The 26,165-nt window shown below is 66.3% G+C and carries 29 protein-coding genes; 19 read left to right on the plus strand and 10 right to left on the minus strand.

Annotation, left to right across the window (positions count from 1 at the left end):
- Window positions 1-194: 194 nt before the first annotated feature.
- The 3 genes from ppdK to U1839_RS23735 form a co-directional block, all read right to left on the minus strand.
- Window positions 195-2,858, minus strand: a complete 2,664-nt coding sequence (gene ppdK, locus U1839_RS23725; protein ID WP_332806074.1) for a pyruvate, phosphate dikinase — start codon at window positions 2,856-2,858, stop codon at window positions 195-197.
- Window positions 2,859-2,898: 40 nt separating this feature from the next.
- On the minus strand, window positions 2,899-5,112 hold the full coding sequence (gene glyS / locus U1839_RS23730; RefSeq protein WP_332806042.1) for a glycine--tRNA ligase subunit beta: 2,214 nt from the start codon (window positions 5,110-5,112) through the stop codon (window positions 2,899-2,901).
- A gap of 158 nt (window positions 5,113-5,270) precedes the next feature.
- A complete protein-coding gene (locus tag U1839_RS23735; protein WP_281125423.1) occupies window positions 5,271-6,140 on the minus strand; it encodes a glycine--tRNA ligase subunit alpha in 870 nt (289 codons plus the stop codon).
- Between the two features lie 127 nt (window positions 6,141-6,267).
- On the opposite strand from U1839_RS23735, the gene U1839_RS23740 reads away from it, so the two are divergent.
- The 9 genes from U1839_RS23740 to U1839_RS23780 all read left to right on the plus strand — a co-directional run bounded on the left by U1839_RS23740 (window position 6,268) and on the right by U1839_RS23780 (window position 12,590).
- Entirely contained in the window at window positions 6,268-7,194 is a 927-nt protein-coding gene (locus U1839_RS23740; RefSeq protein WP_332806043.1) for a TraB/GumN family protein, read from the plus strand.
- A gap of 246 nt (window positions 7,195-7,440) precedes the next feature.
- Complete coding sequence (locus tag U1839_RS23745; RefSeq protein WP_281125426.1) at window positions 7,441-7,650, plus strand: helix-turn-helix transcriptional regulator; 210 nt, start codon at window positions 7,441-7,443, stop codon at window positions 7,648-7,650.
- Complete coding sequence (locus tag U1839_RS23750; protein WP_332806044.1) at window positions 7,622-8,065, plus strand: hypothetical protein; 444 nt, start codon at window positions 7,622-7,624, stop codon at window positions 8,063-8,065. The genes U1839_RS23745 and U1839_RS23750 overlap by 29 nt, the downstream gene beginning before the upstream one ends.
- 39 nt (window positions 8,066-8,104) lie before the next feature.
- Window positions 8,105-9,043 (plus strand): TraB/GumN family protein, encoded by a 939-nt coding sequence (locus U1839_RS23755; protein ID WP_332806045.1) that lies wholly within the window; start codon window positions 8,105-8,107, stop codon window positions 9,041-9,043.
- A gap of 2 nt (window positions 9,044-9,045) precedes the next feature.
- Window positions 9,046-9,933, plus strand: a complete 888-nt coding sequence (locus U1839_RS23760) for a TraB/GumN family protein (protein ID WP_332806046.1) — start codon at window positions 9,046-9,048, stop codon at window positions 9,931-9,933.
- 237 nt (window positions 9,934-10,170) lie between these two features.
- A complete protein-coding gene (locus U1839_RS23765) occupies window positions 10,171-10,875 on the plus strand; it encodes a 50S ribosomal protein L25/general stress protein Ctc (protein WP_332806047.1) in 705 nt (234 codons plus the stop codon).
- A 130-nt stretch (window positions 10,876-11,005) separates the two neighbouring features.
- Entirely contained in the window at window positions 11,006-11,401 is a 396-nt protein-coding gene (locus U1839_RS23770; protein WP_332806048.1) for a hypothetical protein, read from the plus strand.
- Between the two features lie 14 nt (window positions 11,402-11,415).
- Entirely contained in the window at window positions 11,416-11,991 is a 576-nt protein-coding gene (gene pth / locus U1839_RS23775; RefSeq protein WP_332806075.1) for an aminoacyl-tRNA hydrolase, read from the plus strand.
- The gene (locus U1839_RS23780) at window positions 11,988-12,590 is read left to right on the plus strand and encodes a TIGR02466 family protein (protein ID WP_332806049.1); all 603 of its coding nucleotides are present in this window, start codon (window positions 11,988-11,990) and stop codon (window positions 12,588-12,590) included. Before pth ends, U1839_RS23780 begins: the two co-directional genes overlap by 4 nt.
- Before the next feature lie 15 nt (window positions 12,591-12,605).
- On the opposite strand, the gene U1839_RS23785 is transcribed toward U1839_RS23780, so the two are convergent.
- The gene (locus U1839_RS23785; RefSeq protein ID WP_332806050.1) at window positions 12,606-12,965 is read right to left on the minus strand and encodes a hypothetical protein; all 360 of its coding nucleotides are present in this window, start codon (window positions 12,963-12,965) and stop codon (window positions 12,606-12,608) included.
- 281 nt (window positions 12,966-13,246) lie between these two features.
- Here U1839_RS23785 and U1839_RS23790 point away from each other — a divergent pair, with 281 nt between their 5' ends.
- From U1839_RS23790 to U1839_RS23815, 6 genes are read left to right on the plus strand one after another with little or no spacing between them, the layout of a single operon-like run.
- On the plus strand, window positions 13,247-13,432 hold the full coding sequence (locus U1839_RS23790; RefSeq protein ID WP_332806051.1) for a hypothetical protein: 186 nt from the start codon (window positions 13,247-13,249) through the stop codon (window positions 13,430-13,432).
- Window positions 13,433-13,465: 33 nt separating this feature from the next.
- Window positions 13,466-14,566 (plus strand): redox-regulated ATPase YchF, encoded by a 1,101-nt coding sequence (gene ychF / locus U1839_RS23795; RefSeq protein WP_332806052.1) that lies wholly within the window; start codon window positions 13,466-13,468, stop codon window positions 14,564-14,566.
- A gap of 44 nt (window positions 14,567-14,610) precedes the next feature.
- Window positions 14,611-14,928 (plus strand): hypothetical protein, encoded by a 318-nt coding sequence (locus tag U1839_RS23800; protein ID WP_332806053.1) that lies wholly within the window; start codon window positions 14,611-14,613, stop codon window positions 14,926-14,928.
- A 53-nt stretch (window positions 14,929-14,981) separates the two neighbouring features.
- Entirely contained in the window at window positions 14,982-16,679 is a 1,698-nt protein-coding gene (locus tag U1839_RS23805) for a hypothetical protein (RefSeq protein ID WP_332806054.1), read from the plus strand.
- 23 nt (window positions 16,680-16,702) lie between these two features.
- Window positions 16,703-17,977, plus strand: coding sequence for an alkaline phosphatase family protein (locus tag U1839_RS23810; RefSeq protein WP_332806055.1), 1,275 nt, complete (start codon window positions 16,703-16,705; stop codon window positions 17,975-17,977).
- On the plus strand, window positions 17,977-18,426 hold the full coding sequence (locus tag U1839_RS23815; RefSeq protein ID WP_332806056.1) for a MaoC family dehydratase: 450 nt from the start codon (window positions 17,977-17,979) through the stop codon (window positions 18,424-18,426). Before U1839_RS23810 ends, U1839_RS23815 begins: the two co-directional genes overlap by 1 nt.
- A 568-nt stretch (window positions 18,427-18,994) precedes the next feature.
- Here the strand turns inward: U1839_RS23815 and U1839_RS23820 are convergent.
- Genes U1839_RS23820 through U1839_RS23835 form a run of 4 tightly spaced genes read right to left on the minus strand, consistent with a single transcriptional unit; the run spans window position 18,995 to window position 21,840 of the window.
- On the minus strand, window positions 18,995-19,813 hold the full coding sequence (locus U1839_RS23820; protein ID WP_332806057.1) for a cytochrome c1: 819 nt from the start codon (window positions 19,811-19,813) through the stop codon (window positions 18,995-18,997).
- Between the two features lie 21 nt (window positions 19,814-19,834).
- Window positions 19,835-21,127, minus strand: a complete 1,293-nt coding sequence (locus U1839_RS23825) for a cytochrome b (RefSeq protein ID WP_332806058.1) — start codon at window positions 21,125-21,127, stop codon at window positions 19,835-19,837.
- A 10-nt stretch (window positions 21,128-21,137) separates the two neighbouring features.
- On the minus strand, window positions 21,138-21,716 hold the full coding sequence (gene petA / locus U1839_RS23830; protein ID WP_332806059.1) for a ubiquinol-cytochrome c reductase iron-sulfur subunit: 579 nt from the start codon (window positions 21,714-21,716) through the stop codon (window positions 21,138-21,140).
- Entirely contained in the window at window positions 21,706-21,840 is a 135-nt protein-coding gene (locus U1839_RS23835; RefSeq protein WP_281125445.1) for a hypothetical protein, read from the minus strand. Before U1839_RS23835 ends, petA begins: the two co-directional genes overlap by 11 nt.
- 92 nt (window positions 21,841-21,932) lie before the next feature.
- On the opposite strand from U1839_RS23835, the gene U1839_RS23840 reads away from it, so the two are divergent.
- The 3 genes from U1839_RS23840 to U1839_RS23850 are packed head-to-tail and all read left to right on the plus strand — an operon-like array spanning window position 21,933 to window position 23,822.
- Complete coding sequence (locus U1839_RS23840) at window positions 21,933-22,382, plus strand: tRNA (cytidine(34)-2'-O)-methyltransferase (RefSeq protein ID WP_332806060.1); 450 nt, start codon at window positions 21,933-21,935, stop codon at window positions 22,380-22,382.
- On the plus strand, window positions 22,379-23,221 hold the full coding sequence (gene hemF / locus U1839_RS23845) for an oxygen-dependent coproporphyrinogen oxidase (RefSeq protein WP_332806061.1): 843 nt from the start codon (window positions 22,379-22,381) through the stop codon (window positions 23,219-23,221). Before U1839_RS23840 ends, hemF begins: the two co-directional genes overlap by 4 nt.
- A gap of 4 nt (window positions 23,222-23,225) precedes the next feature.
- Entirely contained in the window at window positions 23,226-23,822 is a 597-nt protein-coding gene (locus U1839_RS23850) for a GNAT family N-acetyltransferase (RefSeq protein WP_332806062.1), read from the plus strand.
- Here U1839_RS23850 and U1839_RS23855 read toward each other — a convergent pair.
- Both U1839_RS23855 and U1839_RS23860 read right to left on the minus strand, forming a co-directional pair.
- Complete coding sequence (locus tag U1839_RS23855) at window positions 23,789-24,547, minus strand: hypothetical protein (protein ID WP_332806063.1); 759 nt, start codon at window positions 24,545-24,547, stop codon at window positions 23,789-23,791. The genes U1839_RS23850 and U1839_RS23855 overlap by 34 nt on opposite strands.
- Window positions 24,544-25,305, minus strand: coding sequence for a hypothetical protein (locus U1839_RS23860; RefSeq protein ID WP_332806064.1), 762 nt, complete (start codon window positions 25,303-25,305; stop codon window positions 24,544-24,546). Before U1839_RS23860 ends, U1839_RS23855 begins: the two co-directional genes overlap by 4 nt.
- Window positions 25,306-25,487: 182 nt before the next feature.
- Here U1839_RS23860 and lipB point away from each other — a divergent pair, with 182 nt between their 5' ends.
- On the plus strand, window positions 25,488-26,156 hold the full coding sequence (gene lipB / locus U1839_RS23865; RefSeq protein WP_332806065.1) for a lipoyl(octanoyl) transferase LipB: 669 nt from the start codon (window positions 25,488-25,490) through the stop codon (window positions 26,154-26,156).
- Window positions 26,157-26,165: the final 9 nt, after the last annotated feature.

The raw sequence follows: 26,165 nt of genomic DNA on the forward strand, positions 1-26,165 counted from the left end.
CCAGGCGCCGATCTCCAAATCGGCCCAGCGTCTGCTCCATCATGTCCTCCCGCTCTCAAGGACATCGAATCAGACCAAAAACCACATGGCAACCACGATGTGTGAATGCTGTAGCCTAAAGGGGAGGGGCTTGATAGCGTCACGCACGCTTGGATTGGGTATCGAACCCACCCTGACCGGCAAAAGCTTGAATGCTATTTCTTCGCCAGCGCCGCCTGCGCCGCCGCCAGCCGTGCGATCGGCACGCGGTAGGGCGAGGCCGAGACGTAATCGAGCCCGATCTTCTCGCAAAAGGCGATCGAGGCGGGGTCGCCGCCATGCTCGCCGCAGATGCCGAGCTTTATGTCGGGTCGCGTCGCCCTGCCCCGCTCGGCCGCCATCTCGATCAGCTGGCCGACACCCTCGATGTCGAGGCTGACGAACGGATCCTTGGCGTAGATGCCGCGCTCGACATAGGTCGTCAGGAAGCGCGCCGCATCGTCGCGGCTGACGCCGAGCGTGGTCTGGGTCAGGTCGTTGGTGCCGAACGAGAAGAACGCGCCGACCTCAGCGATCTCGCCGGCCATCAGCGCGGCGCGCGGCAGCTCGATCATCGTGCCGACGAGATATTCGATCGTCCGGCCCTTGTCGGCGAACACCGCCTGTGCGGCCTTGTCGACCACGGCCTTCATCAATTCCAGCTCGCGCCGCGTCGCGACCAGCGGGATCATCACCTCGGGGATCGGCGCGGCGCCTGATTTCTCCGCCACCTCGATCGCCGCCTCGAAGATCGCACGCGCCTGCATCTCGTAGATTTCGGGATAGGTCACGCCGAGCCGGCAACCACGATGGCCGAGCATCGGGTTGAATTCGTGGAGCTCGGCGGCGCGGCGCTTGAGGATGCCGATATCGACCCCGGCGGCGCGCGCCACCTCGGCGAATTCAGCTTCCTCGTGGGGCAGGAATTCGTGCAGCGGCGGATCGAGCAGTCGGATCGTTACCGGCAGGCCGGCCATTACCTCGAACAGCTGGACGAAATCGCTGCGCTGCTCGGGCAGCAGCTTGTCGAGCGCGACGCGGCGGCCGGCCTCGTCCTCGGCCAGGATCATCTGGCGCACCGCGGTGATCCGCGCGGCATCGAAGAACATGTGCTCGGTGCGGCACAGGCCGATGCCCTCGGCGCCGAATTCGCGCGCGACCTTCGCGTCGAGCGGGGTTTCGGCATTGGCACGGACCTTGAGGCGGCGCACGCCATCGGCCCACACCATCAGCGTGCCGAAATCACCGGCCAGTTCGGGCTGTACGGTCGGCACCTCGCCCATCATCACTTCGCCGGTCGAGCCGTCGATCGTGATGATGTCGCCGTCGCGCACCTCGCGGCCGGCGACACGCATCACGCCCGCCTTGGCATCGATCGAGATCGTCCCGGCACCCGAGACGCACGGGCGGCCCATGCCGCGCGCCACCACGGCAGCGTGACTGGTCATGCCGCCACGCGCGGTGAGGATGCCGCGCGCGGCGTGCATGCCGTGAATGTCTTCCGGGCTGGTCTCGATCCGCACGAGGATGACGCTCTCGCCGGCGGCGGCGCGCTTCTCGGCGGTGTCGCTGTCGAACGCGACCTTGCCCGAGGCGGCGCCAGGGCTGGCGGGCAGGCCCTTGGTCAGCACGTCGCGCTTCGCCGCCGGATCGAGCGTCGGGTGAAGCAGCTGGTCGAGCGCGGCCGGGTCGACGCGGGCGACCGCCTCCTCGCGCGTGATCAACCCTTCCTCGGCCATGTCGACCGCGATCTTGAGCGCGGCCTTGGCGGTGCGCTTGCCCGATCGCGTCTGCAGCATCCACAGCTTGCCCTGCTGCACGGTGAACTCGATGTCCTGCATGTCGCGATAATGCTTCTCGAGCAGGTCGAACACTCCGGCCAGCTCGGTAAAGGTCTCGGGCATGGCCTCTTCCATCGAAGCCGGCTTGGCCCCGGCGGCGACCCGCGCGGCATGGGTGAGATATTGCGGCGTGCGGATCCCAGCGACGACGTCCTCGCCCTGCGCGTTGATCAGGAACTCGCCATAATAAGCGCGGTCGCCCTTGGCCGGATCGCGCGTGAACGCCACGCCCGTTGCCGAGGTCTCGCCCATATTGCCGAACACCATCGCCTGGACGTTGACCGCCGTACCCCAGGCCGCGGGAATGTCGTTGAGCCGGCGATAGACCTTGGCGCGCTCCGACTGCCACGAGCCGAACACCGCGCCGACCGCACCCCATAGCTGGTCATGCACGTCCTGCGGGAAGGGCTTGCCCCATTGCTGCTCGACCAGGCCCTTATATTCGGCGACCAGCGCCTGGAGGTCGGCCGCGCTGAGATCGGTGTCGAGGAAATAGCCCTTGTCTTCCTTGGCGATCTCGAGCGCTTCCTCGAAACTGTCATGGTCGAGTTCGAGCACGACATCCGAATACATCTGGATGAAGCGACGATAGCTGTCCCAGGCGAAGCGATCGTCGCCCGAGGTCGCGGCGAGCCCCTGAACGGTGGTGTCGTTGAGGCCGAGGTTGAGCACCGTATCCATCATGCCCGGCATCGAGGCGCGCGCGCCCGAACGGACCGAGACGAGCAGCGGGTCGGCGGCGTCGCCGAACCTGCGCCCGGTTACCTGTTCGATATGCGCAATGCCGGTCGCGACCTCGTCGCGCAGGCTGTCGGGGAAGGCGCCGCCCTCATCATAATAACGCGTGCACATCTCGGTCGAGATGGTGAAACCCGGGGGAACCGGCAGGCCGATCGACGCCATCTCGGCGAGGTTCGCGCCCTTGCCGCCGAGGAGGTTCTTGTCCCCCTTGCCGCCATCCGAAACACCGCCGCCGAAGCGGTAGACATATTGCGTCATCATTGCTCCCTCTCCCCGCCAGCGGGGAGAGGGAGGAATCTCACCCTTCGATCTTCGAGAAATCCGCCACCGCCTGCACGGCGTCACGGACCCGCGCCAGCAAACCGAGCCGGACGAGGCGCTTTTCGGGATCGGCATCGTTGACCGTCACCGCTTCGAAAAACCGGTCGATCGGCGCGCGCAAGCTTGCCAATGCCGCCATTGCCCCGGCGAAATCCTCCCCCGCCACCGCATCGCGCGCACCCGGCTCGGCCGAATCGAGCGCCGCGATCAGCGCGCTTTCGGCCGGTTCGGGGGTGTAGGACAGCGGCATATTCTCCAGCGCGCTAAAGCCCTCCTTCTTGAGGATGTTGGCGGCGCGCTTGTAGCCGGCGAGCAGGTTGGCGCCGTCCTCGGTGGTGACGAACGCCTGCAGCGCATGGACACGCGCGAGCAGGCGAACGACATCGTCCTCGCCGCCGAGAGCAAATACCGCGTCGATCAAATCGTGGCGCACCCCGGCCTCGCGCTGCTGGACCTTGAGCCGATCAGCGAAGAAACTCAGAAGCTTCTCCCAGGTCGGCGCGATATAGGTGTCGTAGACCGCGCCGTGGAAATCGCCCGAGAGCAACTTCCGCTCGACCTGCGCGCCTTCGCGCGCCTGCCATTGCTCGGAGATATCGAGGCCGAGTTCCTTGCGCAGTGAAACCATCTCGCCGAAGCTCTGCTGCGCAGCGCCGCCCAGCTTGCGGCCGACGAACAAGGCGGGCGAGATGACAGCGGGGTCGGCGAGGCTGCCGCGAATGCCGTTGACGGTGATCAGTTCGAGCACGCCGAGCGCGGCGCGGCGCAACGCGAACGGGTCTTTCGACCCGCTCGGCGGCATGCCGTTGAGGAAGAACAGCGACAGCGTGTCGAGCTTGTCGGCCAGCGCCACCGCGACGGTGACGGGCGCGGTCGGCACGATGTCGCCCTGCCCGACCGGCTTGTAATGGTCACGGATCGCCGCCGCGACCTCGATCGGCTCGCCCTGCGCGCGGGCATAATAGCCGCCGATCAGCCCCTGCAGCTCGGGGAATTCGCCGACCATGCCGGTGACGAGATCGGCCTTGGCGAGACGCGCGGCGCGCTCGGCCAGATCGGGGTCGGCGCCGCGCACCATCCCCTGCTCCGCCAGCCAACGCGCCAGCTTGGCGACGCGGTCGACCTTTTCCGCCAGCGTGCCGATCTTGTCGTGGAAAACGATCTTTTCGAGCTTCCGCGCCTGCGCGTCGAGCGGCACCTTGAGGTCGGTCTCGTAGAAGAAGCGCGCATCGCTGAGCCGCGCGGCGAGCACCTTGCGGTTGCCCTCGACGATTCTGGCGCCGCCATCGACCGCGTCGATATTGGCGGTGCAGACAAAGGCGTTGGCGAGATTGCCGGCGCCGTCGCGGCAGACGAAATATTTCTGGTTTACGCGTGCGGTGAGCTGGATGACCTCGGGCGGCACGTCGAGAAAGGCCGCGTCGAAGCGGCCGAGCAGCGGCACCGGCCACTCGGTCAAGCCGGCATTTTCGGCGACGAGCCCCTCGTCCTCGATCAGTTCGAGACCGGCCGCGGCGGCAAGCGCCGTCGCGCGATTGCGGATGATCGCACGGCGTTCCTCCTGGTCGATGATGACGTGGCAGGCGCGCAGCTTCTCGACATAATCGCTCGCCGAGCCGATCGTGATCACACCGGGGTGGTGAAAACGGTGCCCGAGCGTCGCCGACCCGCTGGTTACGCCGGCGATCTCGCACGGCACGACCGCGTCGCCGAACAGCGCGACGATGCCGTGCAGCGGGCGGACCCAGCGCAGGCTCTCGGTCGATTGCGACGCCGCGCCCCAGCGCATCGCCTTGGGCCAGGGGAAGGCGCGAATGATCGCCGGGATCGCTTCGGCCAGCAGTTCGGCGGTCGCACGGCCGGGCTTGTCGATCACCGCATAGAGCACGCCGGCGCGCTCGACGAGCAGGTCGCGGGTCAGGCCGGTCTTGCGCAGGAAACCGTCGAGCGCCTGCTCGGGGGCGCTGGCGCGCGGCCCCTTGATCTCTTCGCTGACCGCGGCGGTCTCGGCCGGCAGGTCGCGCGCGATCAGCACCAGCCGGCGCGGCGTGGCAAAGGTTTCGATCACCGCCGCCTTGAGGCCGGCCTTGTCGAGCTCGGCGGCGAACAGCCGCGCGAGATCCTCGCGCGCCTTGTCCTGCATGCGCGCCGGGATTTCTTCCGAGCGCAGTTCGAGGAGGAAGTCGGTCATCTAGTTCCTCCCCATCGCAGATGGGGAGGGGGACCACGAAGTGGTGGAGGGGAATTGGAGCGCGGCGAAGTAACCGCGCTCCAACGCCCCTCCACCACCGGCTACGCCGGCGGTCCCCCTCCCCATGCAAGCATGGGGAGGAATGAGAAGTACCACGCTCACGCCGCCCACCCGTTCTTCTCCATCCATGCCTGGCAGCTGCCCTTCGCCAGATCGCGGACGCGGCCGATATAGGCCTGACGTTCGGCGACCGAGATCACCCCGCGCGCCTGGAGCAGGTTGAAGACGTGGCTGGCCTTGATCGCCTGCTCATAAGCCGGGATCGGCAGCTTCGCGTCGAGGCAGTTCTCGCATTCGGCGACATGCTTGCGGAACTGGTCGAACAGGCTGTCGGTGTTGGCGACCTCGAAATTCCACGCCGACATCTGCTTCTCGTTTTCGAGGAAGACGTCGCCGTAACTCACGCCGCTGTCGTTGAAGGCGAGGTCGTAGATGCTGTCCTTGTTCTGGATATACATTGCGAGCCGCTCGAGCCCGTAGGTCAGCTCGCCGGCGACGGGCTTGCAGTCGAAACCGCCCATCTGCTGGAAATAGGTGAACTGCGTCACCTCCATGCCGTCGCACCACACTTCCCAGCCCAGCCCCCAGGCGCCGAGCGTCGGGCTTTCCCAATCGTCCTCGACGAAGCGGATGTCGTGATGCGTGAAGTCGATGCCGATCGCCGCGAGCGAGCCGAGATACAGTTCCTGCAGGTCGGGCGGGCTCGGTTTGAGGATCACCTGATACTGATAATAATGCTGCAGCCGGTTGGGGTTCTCGCCATAGCGGCCGTCGGTCGGGCGGCGGCACGGCTGGACGAACGCCGCGTTCCACGGATCGGGGCCGAGCGCGCGCAGCGTTGTCGCGGTATGGAAGGTGCCCGCGCCCATCTCCATGTCATAAGGCTGCAGGATCACGCAGCCGCGTTCGCTCCAATAGTCATGGAGCGTGAGGATCATGCGCTGGAAACTCAGCGGCTGGCCGGCCAAGATATGCACCTTCGCAACTGCGGTAAACGGACGCGCGCGCTTTGGCGTATGGGTCGGGAGCGGTCAATGGTGCCGCAGCGGTGGCGGCGATTGACGGCAGGACGTGGCGCTTCCACGTTGCATCGTGATGACAGGCCGACGATTCGCGCGGCTGCCCCGGGGCGGCGTGACGGCTTTGCTGGCGCTGGCCGTGCTGTGGGCGGCTGGAGCGGCACAGGCCACGCCACGCCAGGGGGGTTCGCGCTCTGGGCCTGATCCGGCAATCTGGCTGATCAGCGATCGTAACACGCGCATCTATCTGTTCGGCACGCTCCACGCGCTGCCGCGCGGCTATCGCTGGCGCAGCGCGGAACTCGATCGCGTCGTCGCGGCGGCGGATATTCTGCTGGTCGAATCGGTCGACGCCCGCACCGCGGCGGACGCGCTCGACGGCGCGGTGGCGACGCGTCCGCTGCCGCCGATCGCCGCGCGCGTCTCGCCCGGCCACCGCGCCGCGCTGGCGCGCTTCGTCCGCGACCTGCCGACGCCGGCGATCAAACTGCTCGACGGCATGCCGACCTGGATCGTCGCGCTGTCGGTCGGCTTCGTCCGCGAATATCGCATCGGTGCGCGATCTGGTCCTGGCGCGGACGACTGGCTCGAACAGCGCTTCCGTGCCGCGCACAAGCCGGTCGAGTCGATCGAGGACGGCGCGCAGGTGATGGCCTCGCTCGACGCGATCCCGGAAGCCGAGCAACGGCGGATGCTGGATGCCGCGCTCGACGCGCCGCCGCCGACGCTCGCCGCGCTGCGCGCACCGGTCGAGAGCTGGTCGCGCGGCGAAATCGGGCCCGATTCGGCGCTGGCGCGCGACCTTGCGGCGACGAGCGGAACGTCGGCGCTCGACGGCCCGTTGATGACCGATCGCAATCGCGCCTGGGCGGCGGCGCTCGCGGCGCGACTCGACCGGCCCGGAACGGTCCTGTTTGCCGCTGGCGTCGGCCATTTCATCGGCGAGGGATCGGTGATCGCCGTCCTCCGGCAGCGCGGGATTCGCGTGACGCGGATCCGCTAACGGCGACATGGCCGCCATGGCCCGCCCGAAAAAAATGTCAGGGGTTATTGACATCCGTACGCGTCCCTGACATTTAGTCATGGAGAGCTGACATTGAGGTACGGCAGATGACAGACGCATCAAGCAACTGCGCGGGACGAAGCAAGCGTCGCGACGAATGGATCGTGCTGGGATCGGCGTTGTTCACCGTTGCCGTGTCGTTGGTCACGATCGCGTTGTCGTGATGGTGCTGACGTGGAGGCGGATGTGAAGAACCGGCTCAAGGTTCTGCGCGCCGAGCGCGACTGGAGCCAGGCGGAACTAGGCGGGCGGCTCGGCGTGTCGCGCCAGGCGGTCAACGCGATCGAGACCGGCAAGTACGATCCTTCACTGCCGCTCGCCTTCCGCATCGGCAGGCTGTTCGAGATGAGGATCGAGGAGATATTCGATGATGAGGCAAGCCATGACGATGCGTGAGATCGGTCCCGGCGAAGCGACGGCGCGCGCGCGGTCGCGGCGGGTGATGCTGTATTTTGCCGTGCTTGCTGCGGTCGGCGGCGTGATCGGCTTCGTCACGGCGTTGCTGGAGCCGCACCACTCCGGTCTGCTGACCGGCGGGTCGATACCGCCCGCCTTTGCCATCGCCGCGGCCATCGTGACCGTCGCGGCGATCACGATCGGCAGCCTGCGCTACCATCGTGCGATCGACGAGCTCGAGCGGCGCGACAACCTCATCGCCGGAACATGGGGCACCAACGTGTTGATCGGCGGCTATCCCGTGTGGTTGCTGTTGTGGAAGGGCGGACTGGTGCCCGAACCACAGCATTTCATCATGTTCCTCGCCGTCCTGCTGACCACCGGCGGCGTCTATCTCTACCGCAAATTTTCCTGAAGCCCGTCCCCCTTTCCCCCAGATACGAAGGATTTTCCCATGCGTACCCTGTTGAAAGTCGCCGTCGCGCTGGCGGCGCTGGCCACCCCGCTCGCCCTGGCCGCGCAAACCGCGCCGGCCCCTGCCCCGGCCGCTACCGCACCGGCCAAAGCCGCGCCGGTCACGATGGTCGATGCCGACCCGGCCTTGTGGGTGGTCAAGGACAAGGACACCACCATCTATCTGTTCGGCACGATCCATGTGCTCAAGCCCGGGCTCAGCTGGTTCGACGAGGCGGTGAAGAAGGCGTTCGAAAAGAGCGATACGCTGGTGCTCGAACTCGTGATGCCCGATCCGGCAGCTATGCGGGCGCTGGTAATGAAGACCGGGTTCACCACCAGCGGCCCGACGCTGACCGAGAAACTGCCGGAACCCGATCGTACCGCCTATGTGAAGGCACTGACCGATCTCGGCATCCCAGCAACCGCGCTCGATCGCGCCAAGCCGTGGACGGCGGCGATCAACCTTGCGCTGATCCCGGTTCTGAAGCTCGGCTATGACCCCAATCAGGGCCCGGAACATGTCCTGACCGAAGCGGCGGCGACGGAACACAAGCCGGTGATCGGCCTGGAAACCGCCGAACAGCAATTCGGTTATTTCGACACGCTGCCCGAACCGCTCCAACTCAAGTTCCTCGAAATGACGGTACGCGACCTGCCCAAGACCGGCACCGAGATCAACGAGATGGTCGCGAGCTGGAGCAAGGGCGATCCCGAGGCGCTGGGCCGGACGCTCAACGAGGGCATGAGCGAGCAGCCCGAGATCGGCAAGGTGTTGCTGTCCGACCGCAACGCGCGCTGGGCGACGTGGATCGCCGAGCGACTGAAGACCCCCGGGACGGTGTTCATCGCGGTCGGCGCGGGGCATCTCGCTGGCGACCAGAGCGTCCAGGCGTGGCTCGGCAAGCACCATCTCAAGGCGGAGCGGATCCCCTATTGAGCATGCGCCGGCAGTTCCGGTCGGCGCGGCTTGCCCTGGTCGCGCTGACGCTCCTCCTGCCTGTCGCCTGCGGCCGGCCGCGCCCGATCGAGGCGCGGCCGGCCTTGTGGCGTGTCAGCGACGCCGACACGACGATCTGGCTGCTCGGCACGATCCATGTCCTGCCCGCCAATGTGCGCTGGCAGACGCCGGCGATTCGCGATGCGATCGACCATGCCGTTGCGCTGGTGATGGAGTTGCCGGACGACCCGGCGGGCACGACGCGGACCTTCGAGGCGATGGCGAGCGCAAACGGGCTGCCGCCGATCGCCGAGCGTATTTCCCCGGCACGGCGCGCGGTGCTGGCTGCCGCGCTGAAGGCCGGCGGGGTCGATGCGCGCCAGATCGACGGCAAGAAGAGCTGGGCCGCGGCCTTCATCATCGCCGGCGCCCCCAATGCGGCAAAGGGCGTCACGCGCGAGAATGGGGTCGAGGCAAGGCTGTCCGAAGCCTTCGCCGCGCGCCATCTTCCTAGCAGCGGGCTGGAGACAGCCGCCGCGCAGTTCGCCACCTTCGACCGGCTGCCCGAGGCGGCGCAGCGCGTCCTGCTCGACCGCGCGATCGACAGCGCGGCGAGCGGCTCGGCCGATTATCAGGCGACGCTCGCGGCCTGGGCCGCCGGCGACGAACGCCGCATCGCCGCGACGATCGATCCCGCCTTCCGCGCCGCGCCGGAGATCGCGGCGCAGGTGGTCAGGGCGCGCAACAGCGACTGGGCCGGCAAGATCGCGGCGCGCATGGCGCGTCCGGGGCGCGTGCTGGTCGCGGTCGGCGTCGGCCATCTCGTCGGGTCGGATTCGCTCCCGGCAATGCTGCGCGCGCGGGGCCTGAAGGTCCAGCGCATCGAATGATCCTTCTCCCTTTGGGAGAAGGTGGCGCGAAGCGCCGGATGAGGGCAGTTAGGACAAGCGCGTTGCGTTGCTACCCTCACCCTTCCGCGCCATTGGCGCTCCCTCCCTCTCCCACCGGGAGAGGGAATGGCGCCGCTTGCGCAAAACGCCGCCCTCCCCTATAGGCGCGCGCTTCCGGTCAGGGTCATCCCTGGAGGCCTGGCGGGAAGATTGACCCCTATCGTTTCGGAGACTGTGATGAGCGAAGTACTGACGCTCGCCGCCGAGACGCGCGAACAGGTTGGCAAGGGAGCCTCCCGTTCACTGCGTCGTGAAGGCCGCGTACCCGCCGTGATCTACGGCAACAAGCAAGACCCCGTGGCCATCCACGTCGAAGAGAAGGCGCTGATGCGTCTCCTGATGACGGGTCACTTCATGAATTCCGTGGTGATGATCGACAATGGCGGCAAGGCTGTCCGCACATTGCCCAAGGACGTCAGCTTCGACGTCGTCACCGACCGTCCGGTCCATGCCGACTTCCTGCGCATCAGCGAGCACGCCACCGTGCACGTCCAGGTGCCGGTCGTGTTCGTCGACGAGGAGCTGTCGAAGGGCATCAAGCGCGGCGGCGTGCTCAACGTCGTGCGTCACGAGCTCGAGCTGATCTGCGATGCGGCCGACATCCCCGGCGAGATCCAGGTCTCGCTCAAGGGCACCGACGTGGGTGACTCGATCCACATCTCCAGCGTCAAGCTGCCCAAGGGCGCGGTGTCGGCGATCGACGATCGCGACTTCACCATCGCCACGCTGATCGCCCCGTCGGCGCTCAAGTCCGAAGCGCTCGAGCAGGCTGCCGAAGAGGCCGCCGAGGCCGAGGCTGCGCATGACGAGCATGTCGCCGAAGTCGAAGCGACCGAAGCCGCGGCCGACGACGCCACTGCCGAGGACAAGGGCGAGGCCTGAGCCGCAACCCGGTTCACGCGTCAGCGAGAACTTTAGCGGGCGGGGAAGCTTCACGGCTTCCCCGCCCGTTTGTTCATTGCGTTATGACGAGCCGGCGATAGGCTGGCCATCCTCCCCGAGGCACCCGATCATGAACCGCATCCCCCTTTTCGCCTGCCTCGTTCTCGCGGCAATGCCCGCCACCGTGATCGCCGCCGAGCAACCCTCCCCCTTGCCGGCCGGTGTCGATCGCGACGTCTATTGCGAGATGCTCGTGTCGCAGGTGGCGGAGACGCAGGACAAGCTGCCCGACGACCAGAAGGCCAAGCATGCCCGGCTGATCGAATCGGTCCACGAGGCGGCGAGCTTCTATCTCGGCTCGATCACGGCGCGGCTGAGCGATGCGCAGATGAGCGATTTCGCGGCGCGTGCCAACAAGGCGCTGGCGGGGGCGACCAGCGACGATCGCGCGACCCATCAGCGCTATTGTCTCGACGACGCGACGCGGCGCGCGGGCCATTATGCCGACCGGGTCGAGGCGAACTGACGGACGCGATGACGATGCAATTATGGGTCGGCCTCGGCAATCCGGGCGCGCAATATGCGCTGCACCGGCACAATGTCGGCTTCATGGCGGTCGATGCGATCGCCGCGGTGCATGGCTTCGGGCCGCCGCAGAAGAAATTCCAGGGTTGGACGCTGGAAGGTCGGATCGGCGGCGAGAAGATCCTGCTGCTCAAGCCGGCGACCTTCATGAACGAGAGCGGCCGCGCGATCGGCGAGGCGATGCGTTTCTACAAGCTGACCCCGGAGGATGTGACGGTGTTCTACGACGAGCTCGATCTCGCGCCGTTCAAGATCAAGGTGCGGCGCGGCGGCGGCACCGCCGGGCATAACGGCATCCGCTCGACCGACGCGCATCTCGGCCCCGAATTCCGCCGCGTGCGGATCGGCATCGGCCATCCCGGGCATAAGGATCGTGTCACCGGCCATGTGCTGGGCAATTTCGCCAAGGCCGAGATGGACGATCTGTCCGACCTGCTCGGCGCGATCGCGGCGGAAGCGCCGTGGCTCGCCAAGGGCGACGATGTGCGTTTCATGAACGACATTGCGCTGCGGCTGGGATCGATGGCATGAGCGTGCGGCAGCTATTCGCAACGCCGGTCTATGACGGCGAGCTCGGCAATGCCGCGTTGCTCGACGAGCTGGCCGATGCCTGCCGCGACCTCGCCATGGACGACCGAGCCGGGCGCGCCTGGTCGAAGGAACATGGCTATCGCGGCTACACCTCCTACGCCTCGCTCAACGACCTGCCGCGCCGCGACCCGCGCTTCGGCGACCTCGCCAAGCTGCTCGACAAGCATGTCGCGACCTTCGCGGCGGAATGCGGCTTTCAGCTGCACGGCAAGCTCAAGCTCGACAGCCTGTGGGTCAACATCCTCAAGCCCGGCGGCGCGCATTCGGGGCATATCCACCCGCACAGCGTGGTGTCGGGGACGCTCTATGTCGAGGTCCCGCCGGGATCGGGCGCGATCCGCTTCGAGGATCCGCGGCTGGCGATGATGATGGCGGCACCACAACGCCTGCCCGACGCGCCCGAGCCGCTCCAACCCTTCGTCCATGTCGCGCCGCGCCCGGGCATGGTGCTGCTATGGGAAAGCTGGCTGCGGCATGAGGTGATGCCCAGCACCGCCAAGGGCGAGCGGCTCAGTATCAGCTTCAACTACCGGCAATAAGCGGTCTGAATTTGTTCAGAAATGAAAGCCGACGACCATGTTGGCAACCGGATTGACCCCGCCATGGTCGCCACCGTTGCTGCCCGTCGCGGCGAGACGGAACGAGCGTGGCATCGATGCGGCAGCGCGACCCAGCAGCGCCCCGCCCTCGAGCCCGAGCGTCAGCCCCTCCGACACGGTGCGGGTATAGCCCATCGTCACCGCCGGCGTGTAGTTGCGAAAGCCGGCGCGGATGCTCTCGGCATTCGTGCCGCGCGGATTGTAGAGCAGGCCGTGCGTCACGCGCTGCGCGTCGTTCTGGAAATTCTGCCGTTCGAACATGCGTATGCCGGCAGCGAAATGAAAACCGTCACCGCTCGGAAAGAATTCGAGCATCGAGCTGCGCAACCGCTGCCGAACGCGTCCCGCCGCATCGATCTGTTCACCGAGTGACGGTCGAACCGCGGTTACGTCGCGGTGGATCCGCAAGGTCGGCGAAGATGGGGCGTCGCGGCGCGCGGTGGCAGCGCCAACCCGCCGATCCTGGAACGGCGCACTCCCCCGAGGCGCCGCTCCAGTGCCAGCCATTGCCGGCGGCGATGCGAGGCACAGAACCGAAACGGTTATCCCCAGTGCGACACGCATATCGATCCCCTGTTGGGAAGGGCGTCACCCCCATGCCGGCCTTCAATGATGTGACCGTGACGCGGTGTGACATCCTCACTGCCGATTTCCACCGGACCGACGAAGCGTTCGAATTCATCGATGAGCCGAGCGCAGTGCGCGAGTTCCGCCTGGCTGCGAACGCAAGCACGACATCCCACCAGCCCGCGCGACTTGCGAAAAACCGGCCGGGCGCCTAGGCGGACGGCCAGATTTCCAAGGATCATCGTAAAATGGGTTTCCGCTGCGGCATCGTCGGCTTGCCGAACGTCGGCAAGTCGACGCTTTTCAACGCGCTCACCGAAACGGCGGCGGCGCAGGCGGCCAATTATCCGTTCTGCACGATCGAGCCCAATGTCGGTAACGTCGCGGTGCCCGATCCGCGCCTGCAACAACTCGCCGCGGTCGCCGGCTCGGCCAAGATCATCGAGACACAGCTCGGCTTCGTCGACATTGCCGGCCTGGTGCGCGGCGCGTCGAAGGGAGAGGGCCTTGGCAACCAGTTCCTCGGCAACATCCGCGAGGTCGACGCGATCGTCCATGTGCTGCGTTGCTTCGAAAATGGCGACGTCACCCATGTCGAGGGCAAGGTCGATCCGATCGCCGACGCCGAGACGGTCGAGACCGAGCTGATGCTGTCCGACCTGGAGAGCCTCGAAAAGCGCGTTCCCAATTACATCAAGAAGGGCCAGCAGGGCGACAAGGAAGCCAAGATCGCCGCCGCGGTGCTCGGCCAGGCGCTCGAGCTGTTGCGCGCCGGCAAGCCCGCCCGGCTGACCGTGCCGAAGGACGAGGAAGAGGCGCGCGTCTTCGCCCAGGCACAGCTGCTGACCTCCAAGCCCGTGCTGTATGTGTGCAACGTCGACGAGGGCGACGCGGCGCACGGCAATGCGCTGTCGGCGCTCGTGTTCGAAAAGGCCAAGGCAGAGGGTGCCGAGGCAGTCGTCGTCTCGGCGGCGATCGAGGCCGAGATCGCGACGATGGCGCCCGAGGAGCGCGGTGAGTTCCTGTCCGAGCTCGGGCTCGAGGAAACGGGTCTCGCCCGTGTCATCAACGCCGGCTACAAGCTGCTCCACCTGCTGACCTTCTTCACCGTCGGCCCGAAGGAGGCACGCGCCTGGACCGTCCATGCCGGGGCCAAGGCACCGCAGGCGGCGGGCGAGATCCACACCGATTTCGAACGCGGCTTCATCCGCGCCGAGACGATCGCCTTTGCCGACTATATCGCGCTCAAGGGCGAGAGCGGCGCGCGCGACGCCGGCAAGCTGCGCCAGGAAGGCAAGGAATATGTCGTCCAGGACGGCGACGTGATGCTGTTCCGCTTCAACGTCTGAGCGATGGCATTGCCGCCAGCCTCTCCCGGGACTAATGCACCGCCATGCTGCTGCGGCTGATCCTCGCCCTGCTGATGGTCGCGCTGGCGATGCCAGCGATGGCGAGTCATGGCTGCCATGACGACATGCCCGCCGCCACCGCGCATGCGATGGCGATGTCCGTGCCGATGCCGATGGGCAAGCATGACGGCACCGCAGCAGAACATGTCTGCGCGGGCTGCATCCCGCCATCGACATGGCGCAGCAACATCCCCGCCAGCCCCGTGCTGACGGCACCGCTGCCGCTGGCGTCGCGCATCGCGACGCTCGATCTCGCACCGCCGGCACCACCGGCCACGCCCCCGCCACGCCGCATCGGCTGAGCCAGCGAGGCCGTGCGCCTCGCCATGCCCTGCCCCGATCCGGAGAATGTTCGATGTCCCGTTACCCCCTGCTCGCCACGGTCGCCGTGGCGGCGTTGCTGCCGCTTTCCGCCGCGGCGCAAACCATGGCGCCCGGCATGCATATGCCCATGCCCAAACCGTCACCAAAACCTGAAGCCAGGCCGACGCCCAAGCCGGCACGTCACCCGACGCCGCGCGCCACGGTCCACCGCGCGAATCCAAAGGCGAGCCGCGCCGCACCGCCCGCGCCATCACCGGAGCACGGGCAGATGGACGGCATGACCATGCCGATGTCACCCGCACCGGCCAGCACCACGCCATCACCCCCCGCGGTACCAGTCGACCACAATTCCATGACACCGGACATGCCGGGCATGGTGATGCCAGCACCGACGCCTGGGGAGGCAGCACCCGCGTCGCCGTCCCATGCCGATCACGGCACGGACGCGCCGATGGACCCGAATATGCCGGGCATGGCGATGCCGCCCGCGACCGGCGGCGGCGCAACACCGGCGCCCGCCGCGCATGCCGGCCATGACGCGACGCCGGCAATGGACCCGAACATGCCCGGCATGACGATGACCGGCGGTGGCGGCGCCTATGCGGCCGGCTCGGGCACCGCGCGCCTGCCCGCCGCCGAAGGCGCGATGCACGGGCTGCACTTCGCTACCGGCGGCTGGATGTTGATGCTCCACGGCTATGTCTGGGGCGTCTATACCGACCAGGGCGGCCCGCGCGGTGCGAACGAAGCCTATGTCTCGTCGATGCTCATGCTCACCGCCGCGCGCGACCTCGGCCCCGGCGTGCATCTTCAGCTACGCTCGATGCTGAGCCTCGAGCCGTTGATGGGGCCGCGCGGTTACCCCAACCTTTTCGCCACCGGCGAGACCGCCGATGGCGCCAATCCGCTGATCGACCGCCAGCACCCGCACGACCTGTTCATGGAGCTCGCCGGGCGGGTCGATGTCGACATCGCCGCGAACAGCAGCGTCTTCGTCTATGGCGGCCCGGTTGCCGAACCCGCGCTCGGCCCCTCCGCCTTCATGCACCGCGCCTCGGCGCAATATATGCCCGACAGCCCGATCACGCATCACTGGTTCGACAGCACGCATATCGCCTTCGGGGTCGTCACCGGCGGCATCGCCACGCCGCACTGGCAGATCGAGGGATCGGCATTCCGCGGGCGCGAGCCCGACGAGCATCGCTGGAACATCGAGACGCCGAAGCTCGATTCATGGAGCGTGCGCGCCACCTGGACGCCGGCCCCGGCCTGGGCGGTGCAGGTCAGCCATGGCAAGATCCACAGCGGCGAGCAACTCGAGCCCGGCATCGACGAGGCGCGCACGACGGCCAGCGTGCATTATGCCCATGGCGGCCTGGCGACGACGATCGGCTTTGCAATCAAGAACAAGCAGCCCGGCCGCTCGCTCACCGCCTGGCTGGCCGAGGCCAATTGGGATCTCGACCGCCACCATACGCTGTTCGCAAGGTTCGAGAATGTCGCCAACGACGAGCTGTTCCCCAACCCCGCCGATCCGCTGCACGACCGCACCTTCCGCGTCAGCAAGCTGGAGGGCGGCTATGCCTATCGCCTGAAGGTCGCCGGGCCGGTCCAGGCCGCGCTGGGCGGGTCGGTCGGGGTCTACGCCAAGCCGGCGGCGCTTGATATCGTCTATGGCAAGTTTCCGGTGAGCTTCAGCCTGTTCGCGAAGCTCTCGCTCGGGCATTAGGCGCTATCGTCAAGGAGTCGCCGATGGTTCGTTTGCGTCCGCTGTTCGCTGCCCTGCTTGCCATCGGCCTCTCCGCCTGTGCCACGACACCGGCACCGCAAGGTGCCGCCGTCGCCGCGCCGGTCGAGGCGCGCGCGCCCGTCACCATCCTCGTCTCGATCGACGGCTTTCGCGCCGATTATCGATCGCGCGGCGTGACGCCCTATCTCGATGCCATCGCGGCGCGCGGCATCTCTGCGACGATGCATCCGAGCTTTCCGTCCAAGACCTTTCCCAACCACTGGACGCTGGTGACGGGCATGCGGCCGGATCGCAGCGGCATCGTCTCCAACAGCATGGAAGACGTCGCACGCGCGGGCAAGAAATTCACCATGGAGGACAGCAAGGACCCCTTCTGGTGGAACGCCGCCGAGCCGATTTGGGCGACGGCCGAGAAGGCCGGGGTGCGCAGCGCGACGATGTTCTGGCCCGGTTCCAATGTCGCCTGGGGCGGGACGATGGCGCAGGACTGGCCTAATGCAGTCACAGGCGGCGTCCGTCCGCGCGACTGGTGGCCGTTCGACATGGTGATCCCCGCGCATCAGCGCATCGACGGTGTGCTCGACTGGTTGCGACGCCCCGCAGCGACACGGCCGCAGCTGATCACGCTGTATTTCGATACGGTCGACACCGCCGGCCACACCTACGGCCCCGATGCCGCCGAAACGACCAGGGCGGTTGGCGAGGTCGATGCCGCGATCGGTGAGCTCGTCGCCGGCCTCCAGCAACTCGGCCAACCCGCCAATCTCGTGATCGTCGCCGATCACGGCATGGCCGCGACCAGCCGCGCGCGGACGATCGCGATCGACCAGATTGCCGACCCGGCCGACTATCGTCTGTTCGACACCGGCCCGTTTGCCAGCTTCTACGCGGTTCCCGGCCGTGAGTCGGCGCTCGAAATGGCGCTGTTGAAGCCGCACGACCATCTGCAATGCTGGCGCAAGAGCGAGATCCCGGCGCGCTTCCACTATGGCAGCAACCCGCGCATCCCACCCTATTTCTGCCTTGCCGAAACCGGCTGGCTGGCGGTGAAGACGACGCCGACCAAAGAGGGCGATCTGGGCAATCACGGCTATGACAATATGGCGCCGGAAATGGCCGCGCTGTTCGTCGCCGCCGGCCCCGACATCAAGTCCGCCGGCACGCTCGCCGATTTCGACAATGTCGATGTCGCCCCGTTGCTCCGTGATCTGCTCGGCTTGCCGGCGGCCACCGGGCTCGATGGCGACGACGCACCGTTCAAGAAGGTTCTTCATTGATGCAATATTTCGAGGATATCGCGGTCGGCACCAAGTCCAGCTTCGGCCGCTACGAGGTGACCCACGAAGAGGTTATCGCCTTTGCCCAGCGTTACGACCCCCAGCCCTTCCATCTCTCCGACGAGGCAGCCGCCGCGACGCATTTCGGCCGACTGTCAGCGAGCGGCTGGCACACCTGCGCCATGACCATGGCGATGATGGTGGAGAATCTGAAGGCCAACAAACAGGCCGGACTCGGCTCACCGGGATTGGACGAACTGCGCTGGTTGAAACCAGTCTATCCCGGCGACACGCTGCGCTGCGAAACCGAAGTGCTCGACAAGCGCGCGTCGCAGAGCCGGCCGGAAATGGGTATTTTCCACAGCCGCGTGACAGTATTCAACCAGCATAACCAGCCGGTGATGACCTTCGTCTCGACGGGCCTGGTGGCGACGCGTCCGACCACCTGACCTGCGGCGGTCGGCGCGAGAGCGGCGAGACCTATCGCCTCATGTCTTCCCCCACCGGTACCACGCTTTGGGAGATCGCCATGCCAGCGCGCACCAAAGGGAAAATTGCTCACGCGGAGACGCGGAGTGTGTCTCACCCCGCCGAGCAGGAACTCGCTTCAATAGAGCGATTTTTCACGCGAAGGCGCGAAGGCGCAAAGCCAAACTCCTCCGCGTCTCCGCGCCTCCGCGTGAACCATCATTTTCGCGCCTTCGCACCTTAGCGTGAACAAAAGAGCCCAGCGCGAAACGCCAGCAGGGTGAGATCGCCGCCCCAATCACCACATAGACGAGGAGGCGAAGGCCGGCGCCGGGTTGGGGATGCGGCAACGGCGTGCGCCGCCGCCATAGCCGTACCCGCCTCCGACACAGCCGGACAAGGCAAAGCCGCCGACGAGCAGGCGTCAGCGGCTAGAATTTTGACGGATAATTTGGGCCGCATTCCACAGGGCGAAACGTGGCGACCGCGCGCCCCCGTATCAACGGCAGTGCGACGGGCCGGTTCCGATGAACCGGCCCGCACAAACGATCAATGCTTCTTGTCGCGCCAGACGTTCTGATAGGCGCCCCAAGCGAGGAAGCAGAAGATCAGCAGGAAGATGACGCTGGCGAAGCCGGCATTGTGCCGCGCCTCGAGCTTCGGCTCTGCCGCCCAGGTCAGGAACGCCGCGATGTCCTTGGCGTTCTGCTGCACCGTCGACTTGGTACCGTCGAGATAGGTGATCTGCCCATCAGAGCTCAGCGGCGGCGGCATCGCGATGTTGAGGTTGGCGAAATAGGGATTGTAATAGGTCCCGTCGGGCGACTTGGCGTCCGGGAACTGCTTTAGCAATGCCGCTGGCTGCTCGGCATAGCCGGTCAGCAACGAATAGACATAGGCTGTGCCGTCATGCCGCGCCTTGGTGATCAGCGACAGGTCGGGCGGATTGCCCTGGCCGGGATAATAGACCTTGGGGAAGTAATCCGACGGCAGGTTGGCGCGCTCGCCGGCGGTGCCGGTCTTGGGGTCGAGCGTCGCCTGCTTGGTGCCCCAGTCGGCGGCGAACTTCTTCACCTGGCCGTCGTTATAATCGAGATCCTTGAGATCGCGGAACGCGACATGGCTGAGCGAATGGCAGTTCGCGCAGACTTCCTTGTAAACCTGCAGGCCGCGCTGCAGCTGACCGACGTCATATTTCCCGAACGGCCCGTCAGAGGCGAACGCCACTTCCTTCGGGTGAAGGTGGAACTCTTCCACGGCGGTTTTCCCGACGGGATCGGAGAAGAGGCCACTCACCGAGCCGACCAGCGCCCAGCCGAGCACGGCGACGAACGCCGCGCCGATCAGCATTGCGAGATTGCGAACCATTTCTATCGTGCCCCTTCGAACTCAGTGCGCGCCGGCGAGCGCGGTGTCGCTCGGCGAAGTGCCACCATGCTTCGCCAATACCGCCTCGGTGATCGAATTGGGTAGTGGCCGCGGCCGTTCGGCGCGCGAGATGAGCGGCACGATGATCAGGAAATGCGCGAAATAATAGGCCGCCGCGATCTGGCTCGTGATGACGTAGCCTGGGCTCGCCGGCGATCCGCCGCAATAGCCCAGCACCAGAACGTCGACCACCAGCACCATGAAGGCGATGCGATAGGCCGGTCGATAATTGGCCGAGCGCACCGGCGACGAGTCGAGCCAGGGCAGGAAGAACAGCAGCAGGATCGAGCCGAACATCGCCAGCACGCCCCACAGCTTCGCCGGCAGCAGGAAGTCTGCGGTGAAGGCGCGCAGGATCGCGTAGAACGGCCAGAAATACCATTCGGGAACGATGTGCGCCGGGGTCGAGAGCGGGTTGGCCGGGATGTAATTGTCCGGGTGGCCGAGCGCGTTCGGGTAGAAGAACAGGATCACCGCGAACACCAGCAGGAACACGCCGAGACCAACGCCGTCCTTGGCGGTGTAATAGGGGTGGAACGGCACCGTGTCCTGCTCGCCCTTGACCTCGACGCCGGTCGGGTTGTTCGAACCCGGAATGTGCAGCGCCCAGATGTGCAGGATGATCACCGCGGCGATCACGAACGGCAGGAGATAGTGCAGCGAGAAGAAGCGGTTGAGCGCCGCATCGTCCGGCGCGAAACCGCCGAGCAGCCAGATGCGGACCGTCTCGCCGACCCCCGGTATGGCCGAGAAGAAGCCGGTGATGACCTGCGCCCCCCAGAAGCTCATCTGACCCCAGGGGAGGACATAGCCCATGAAGGCGGTCGCCATCATCAGCAGGAAGATCACCACGCCGAGCAACCACACCATTTCGCGCGGCGCCTTGTACGAGCCGTAATAAAGCCCGCGGAACATGTGGATATAGACCACCACGAAGAACATCGAGGCGCCGGTAGCGTGCGCATAACGCAGGAACCAGCCGCCATTGACGTCGCGCATGATGTGCTCGACCGAATCGAACGCGATCGCGCCGTTGGCGGCATAATGCATCGCCAGCACGATGCCGGTGATGATCTGGATGCCGAGCGCGGCGCCGGCGAGCACGCCGAAGTTCCAGAAATAGTTGAGGTTGCGCGGCACCGGATAACCGGCGCCGACGGCGTTGTAGACGAGACGCGGCACGGGAAGCCGCTCATCCATCCATTTGGTGAAGCCGTTGCTCGGCGTGTAGTTCTTGGCCCAGGGAAAGCTCATATCTCAGTCCTCAACCGACCGTAACCGTCGTCGCCGACGTGAATTTATACTCGGGCACGAAGAGGTTCTTCGGCGCCGGGCCTTTACGGATCCGCGCCGCCGTGTCGTACATCGAGCCGTGGCACGGGCAGAAATAACCGCCGAACGGGCCGCGCTCCTCGCCCTCGCCGGCACCCAGCGGCACGCAGCCGAGATGCGTGCAGACGCCGAGCGTGATCAGCCAGTTCTTCTTGCCGCGCGTGCGCTGCTCGAGCGTCTCGGGATCGCGGAGCGAGCTCACCGGAACGGCATCTGCCTCGGCGATTTCCTTCGCCGTCAGGTTGCGCACGAACAGCGGCTGCTTGCGGAACTGCGTCTTGATCGCCTGGCCCGGCTCGATCGCGGCAAGGTCGATATCGGTGGTCGACTGCGCGAGCACGTCCGCCGACGGGTTCATCTGATTGATCAGCGGCAGCAGCACGGCAACGCCGCCCACCCCGATCCACGAAACCGCGGCGATGTTGATCCAGTCGCGACGGCGGATGCCTTCGGCATGGTCGGGGGAAGAAATCGGACCGTCACCCGACGGCACAGCGGTATCAATTGCCATTCACTTGCCCTTGCAGTTCGCTCTTCGAGGACGGTGCAGCGACATTGGCATGGCCCGCCGCGCCGTCCGACCCCTTGGCGGCTGCGGCCTGATAGACGCGGGCATGCGGCTTTGCCAACAGCATTTTGGGGGGTCCGGTGGATTACCGGCAACAGCCGTGTCTTTAGCCGCGCGCGCCGATTGAACCTAACGCGACCAGCGCGCTATGCGGCTACGATGCGCCTCGCCCTTTATCAGCCGGATATCGCCGGCAATGTCGGCACCATCCTGCGTCTCGCCGCCTGCCTCGACGTTGGTGTCGATCTGATCGAGCCGATGGGATTCGCCTATTCGAACCGCGCCCTTGCGCGCGCCGGAATGGATTATGCGGCGCAGGCGCGCGTCACACGCCATCCCGACTGGGACGCCTTTGTCGAGGCGACGACGGGACGGATCGTGCTGTTGACCACGCAGGGCGGCACGCGCCTCGACGCGGCCGCCTTTGCGCAAGACGACACGCTCCTCCTCGGGTCGGAGGGCACGGGCGCGCCTGCCAACGTCCACGCGCGCGCCGATCTTGCGGTGCGAATTCCGCTCGTGCCCGGTTTTCGCTCCTTGAATGTCGCGGTCGCGGCGGGCATCGCAGTGGCGGAAGCGTTGCGGCAGACCGGAGGATTTCCCGCATGATCGAATTGGACGACCAGCAAGCCACCGCACGCGCATGGTTCGAGCAGTTGCGCGACATGATCTGTGCCGAATTCGAGACGATCGAGCGCGAGGCCGGCTCCGACGCGTCGTTCGACTATACGGCGTGGGACCGCACCGACCCCGACGGTTCGCCCGGCGGCGGCGGCGTGCGCGGGGTGATGAAGGGCAAGGTCTTCGAAAAGGTCGGCGTCAACGTCTCGACCGTCGGCGGCACGTTCGAGGGCGATTTCGCCAAGACGATCCACGGCGCGGCCGACAATCCCGGCTTCTTCGCCACCGGCATCAGCCTCGTCGCGCACATGGCCAACCCGCACGTACCGGCGGTTCACATGAACACGCGCTTCCTCGTCACCACCAAGCGCTGGTTCGGCGGCGGTGCCGATCTCAACCCGCCGCTGCCGCGCGACGAGGATACCGCAGACTTCCATGCCCGCCTGAAGGCGGCGTGCGACAGGCATGATGCCGATCATTATCCGCGCTTCAAGGCCTGGGCCGACGACTATTTCTACATTCCGCATCGCCAGGTGCATCGCGGTGTCGGCGGCATTTTCTACGACCATCTCGAAGGCGATTTCGCGGCGAATTTCGCCTTCACCCAAGATGTCGGACGCGCCTTTCTCGACGTCTACCCGATGCTGGTGCGGCGGCGCATGGCCGAGCCGTTCACGGCCGCCGACATGTCGCAACGCAACACGTGGCGCGGGCGCTATGCCGAGTTCAACCTCGTTTATGATCGCGGTACCTTGTTCGGGCTCAAGACCGGCGGCAATGTCGATGCCATCCTGATGAGCCTGCCGCCCGTCGCCGAATGGGCGTGACCGCATGGCGCTGACCCCGGTCGCCGCCAACGAGATTGCGACGATCGTCACCACGCTCGAGATGACGCGCCGGCCGGCGCTTCGTCCGTTGCCCGATTCACCCTTGCGGCTGGTCGCCTGGGAGCGACCCGATCCGGCCAAATATCGTGCGCTGTTTCGCCGCGTCGGGGCGCCATGGCTATGGTTCTCGCGACTGGTGATGGACGAGGCGGCGCTGACGCGGATCATCCACGACCCCGACGTCACGGTGCTTGCGGCGCTCGACCTGCGCGGCATCGAGGTCGGCTTGCTCGAGCTGGATTTTCGCACGCCGGGCGCCTGCGAACTGGCTTATGTCGGTCTGGTACCCGAACTGACCGGAAGCGGCCATGGTCGCTGGCTGATGGCGCATGCGCTGATGCGCGCCTGGACCGGATCGGTATCGCGGGTGTGGGTGCATACCTGCACGCTCGATCATCCCTCCGCGCTGGGATTTTATCGCGCCTCGGGTTTTACCGCGACCGGTCGCACGGTGGAAACCTTCGTCGATCCGCGCATCCTCGGGCTGTTGCCGCCCGATGCGGCGCCTCAGATACCCTTGCTCGCGCCGATCCGCCGGTAAAGCGCGATCCGCACCAGCACGCCGCCGAGCATCGCCACGGTGATTAGCACGGCGGCGACGCCGTCGATGATCAGCGCCGACACCGGGTTGGCGAGCGGCGCGCGATCCAGCACGTCGCCCAGCGCGAGCGCAGGCCGTGGTAGAAGCTCACCGGCGAACAGGATCAATGTCGCGAAACCGGCCAGCACAAGACCGCGACCACGCGTCATGCGGAAGCTGCGCACCACCGCGTCGAGCGGGCCGACCCGTGCCCCCGCGAAGATCGTGCCGGCGAGCAACAGCCGGCCAATGACGTACAAGGCGGGCAGCAACAGATACAGGACCGTCACGCCCAGAATCGCGACGGCATCGACCATCATCGTCAGCAGGAAATAGGCAGGCAGGCGGCGAAGCGCCGCGAGCATCACGCCACGGACGTCGCCCCTCGCGGAATCGAGATAAAGCATCAGGATGACCAGCAAGCCGAAGATGACCGCGAGATTGGCGCCGATCATGAGCGGCCCATATTTGGCGAGCGCCGCCATCGCCTGGGCCTGGACCTGCGGATCGGCGGGCGAGGGATTTTCGCCGGCCTTCACGACGACGAAGGCCGTACGGGGAACCCACAGCAGCACGGCCAGCTGCGGCATGAACAGGAAGAAGCCGGCGACCGCCAGCAGGACGCTGCGATCGCGTCGCCACATCGCCCAGGCATCGAGGAATACGCCGCGAATATCGATCGTCATCTCGCTTCGACGATCGACTCGCGTGCGTCGCGCAATGCGCGGTAGAGCTTGGCGGTAAAGGCGGCGGCGAGCACCGAGAACGCGGAGGCGACGACGGCGACGAGGATCGACGTCAGCACCGCCGACAGCGATACCGTCCCGTCGCTGCCGAACACCAGGCCGAACACCGTGCCGAAGACGAATTGCGCGGCCTTTTGCGACACGAACGAGACGATAACGTAAAGCAACATAACGCCGACCAGCTTCAGCGCGATTCCCCGCGTCAGTCGGAAGGATCGGGCGAACACACCGGCGCCGCGACGCTCCATCACGATGGTCGGATTAAGCACGCCCAGGCGCGCGGAAACCCACAGCAAGCCAACGCATAGCACGATACAATATGATACAATGACGGCTTTGGCACCCCAGCTGATTTCGCTCGGATGGCCGCCGGCAGCTGCGGCGAAATCAACCCCTGCGAGCTGCAGCGCGATGAAAATCGGCGCCGTCGCCAAGGCAACACCGAGCAGCAGCAGCAGGTTGATACCGATGGTGGGCAACAGACGTTTCCCCGCCATCTGAACGGCGCCGGCTCGACCGCCGTGCGGATCGAGCGCCAAGGCGACAATGCCCAGCTTGCCCCACATCATCCACAGGCCCAGCACTACCATCACCGCGCCAAGCACGATTTGCTCCCCCGACGAGCCGACCAGCGCCAGCGGAAAGATGCTGTTGAAAATCGTGGTGGGCACGAAGGTGCCGATCAACGCGATCGGCACGACAGCCGACAGATTGTCGCTGACGAACTCGATCGTCCGATCCCACACCGCGCCGATATCGACCATTCCGCTCATGCCCTTGCCCCGCACCTGTCCCGGCCTGTTAGCGCAAGCTTTTAACGCTTGCCAACAAGAACGCCCGGCCTTGCATCAAAGGTAACAATGGCGCACCCGGCGTCGCCGTGACCTACCCCGACCGCGACATCGAATGGCGCATCGCCCCCGCCCCCGCCCCGTATCAGGAAGCGGTGACGACGATGGAAGCGCGCGCCGCGGCGGTCGCAATGGGCGAGGCGTCCGAGCTGATCTGGCTGCTCGAACATCCCCCGGTCTATACCGGCGGCACCAGCGCCGATCCGGCCGAACTGCTCGATCCGCGCTTCCCGGTCGTGCCGACCGGGCGCGGCGGTCGCTACACCTATCACGGCCCCGGGCAGCGAATCGGTTATGTCGTGCTCGACCTCGGCAAGCGCGGACGCGACGTGCGCCACTTCGTCCACGCGCTAGAGGGCTGGGTCATCGCCGCGCTCGACGAAATCGGCATTGCCGCGTTCCGCGCGCCGGGCCGGATCGGCATCTGGACGATGGCGCCGTCGGCGGGCGGCGGTATGGACGAAGCCAAGATCGGTGCGATCGGTGTCCGCGTCCGACGCTGGGTCACGCTCCACGGCTTCTCGGTCAACCTCGCGCCCGACCTGTCACATTTCGGCGGTATCGTGCCATGCGGCATCGCGGATTACCCCGTGACCAGCGCCACGGCGCTCGGCAAATCCGCCGACATGGCGGCGTTCGACGCCGCGCTGGCCGCGACATTTCCGGCGTTCCTCGAAACTCTTTCTTCACCGCGATAAAACTGGGCT

It is taken from the genome of Parasphingomonas halimpatiens (assembly GCF_036663795.1).
Lineage (GTDB): Bacteria > Pseudomonadota > Alphaproteobacteria > Sphingomonadales > Sphingomonadaceae > Sphingomonas.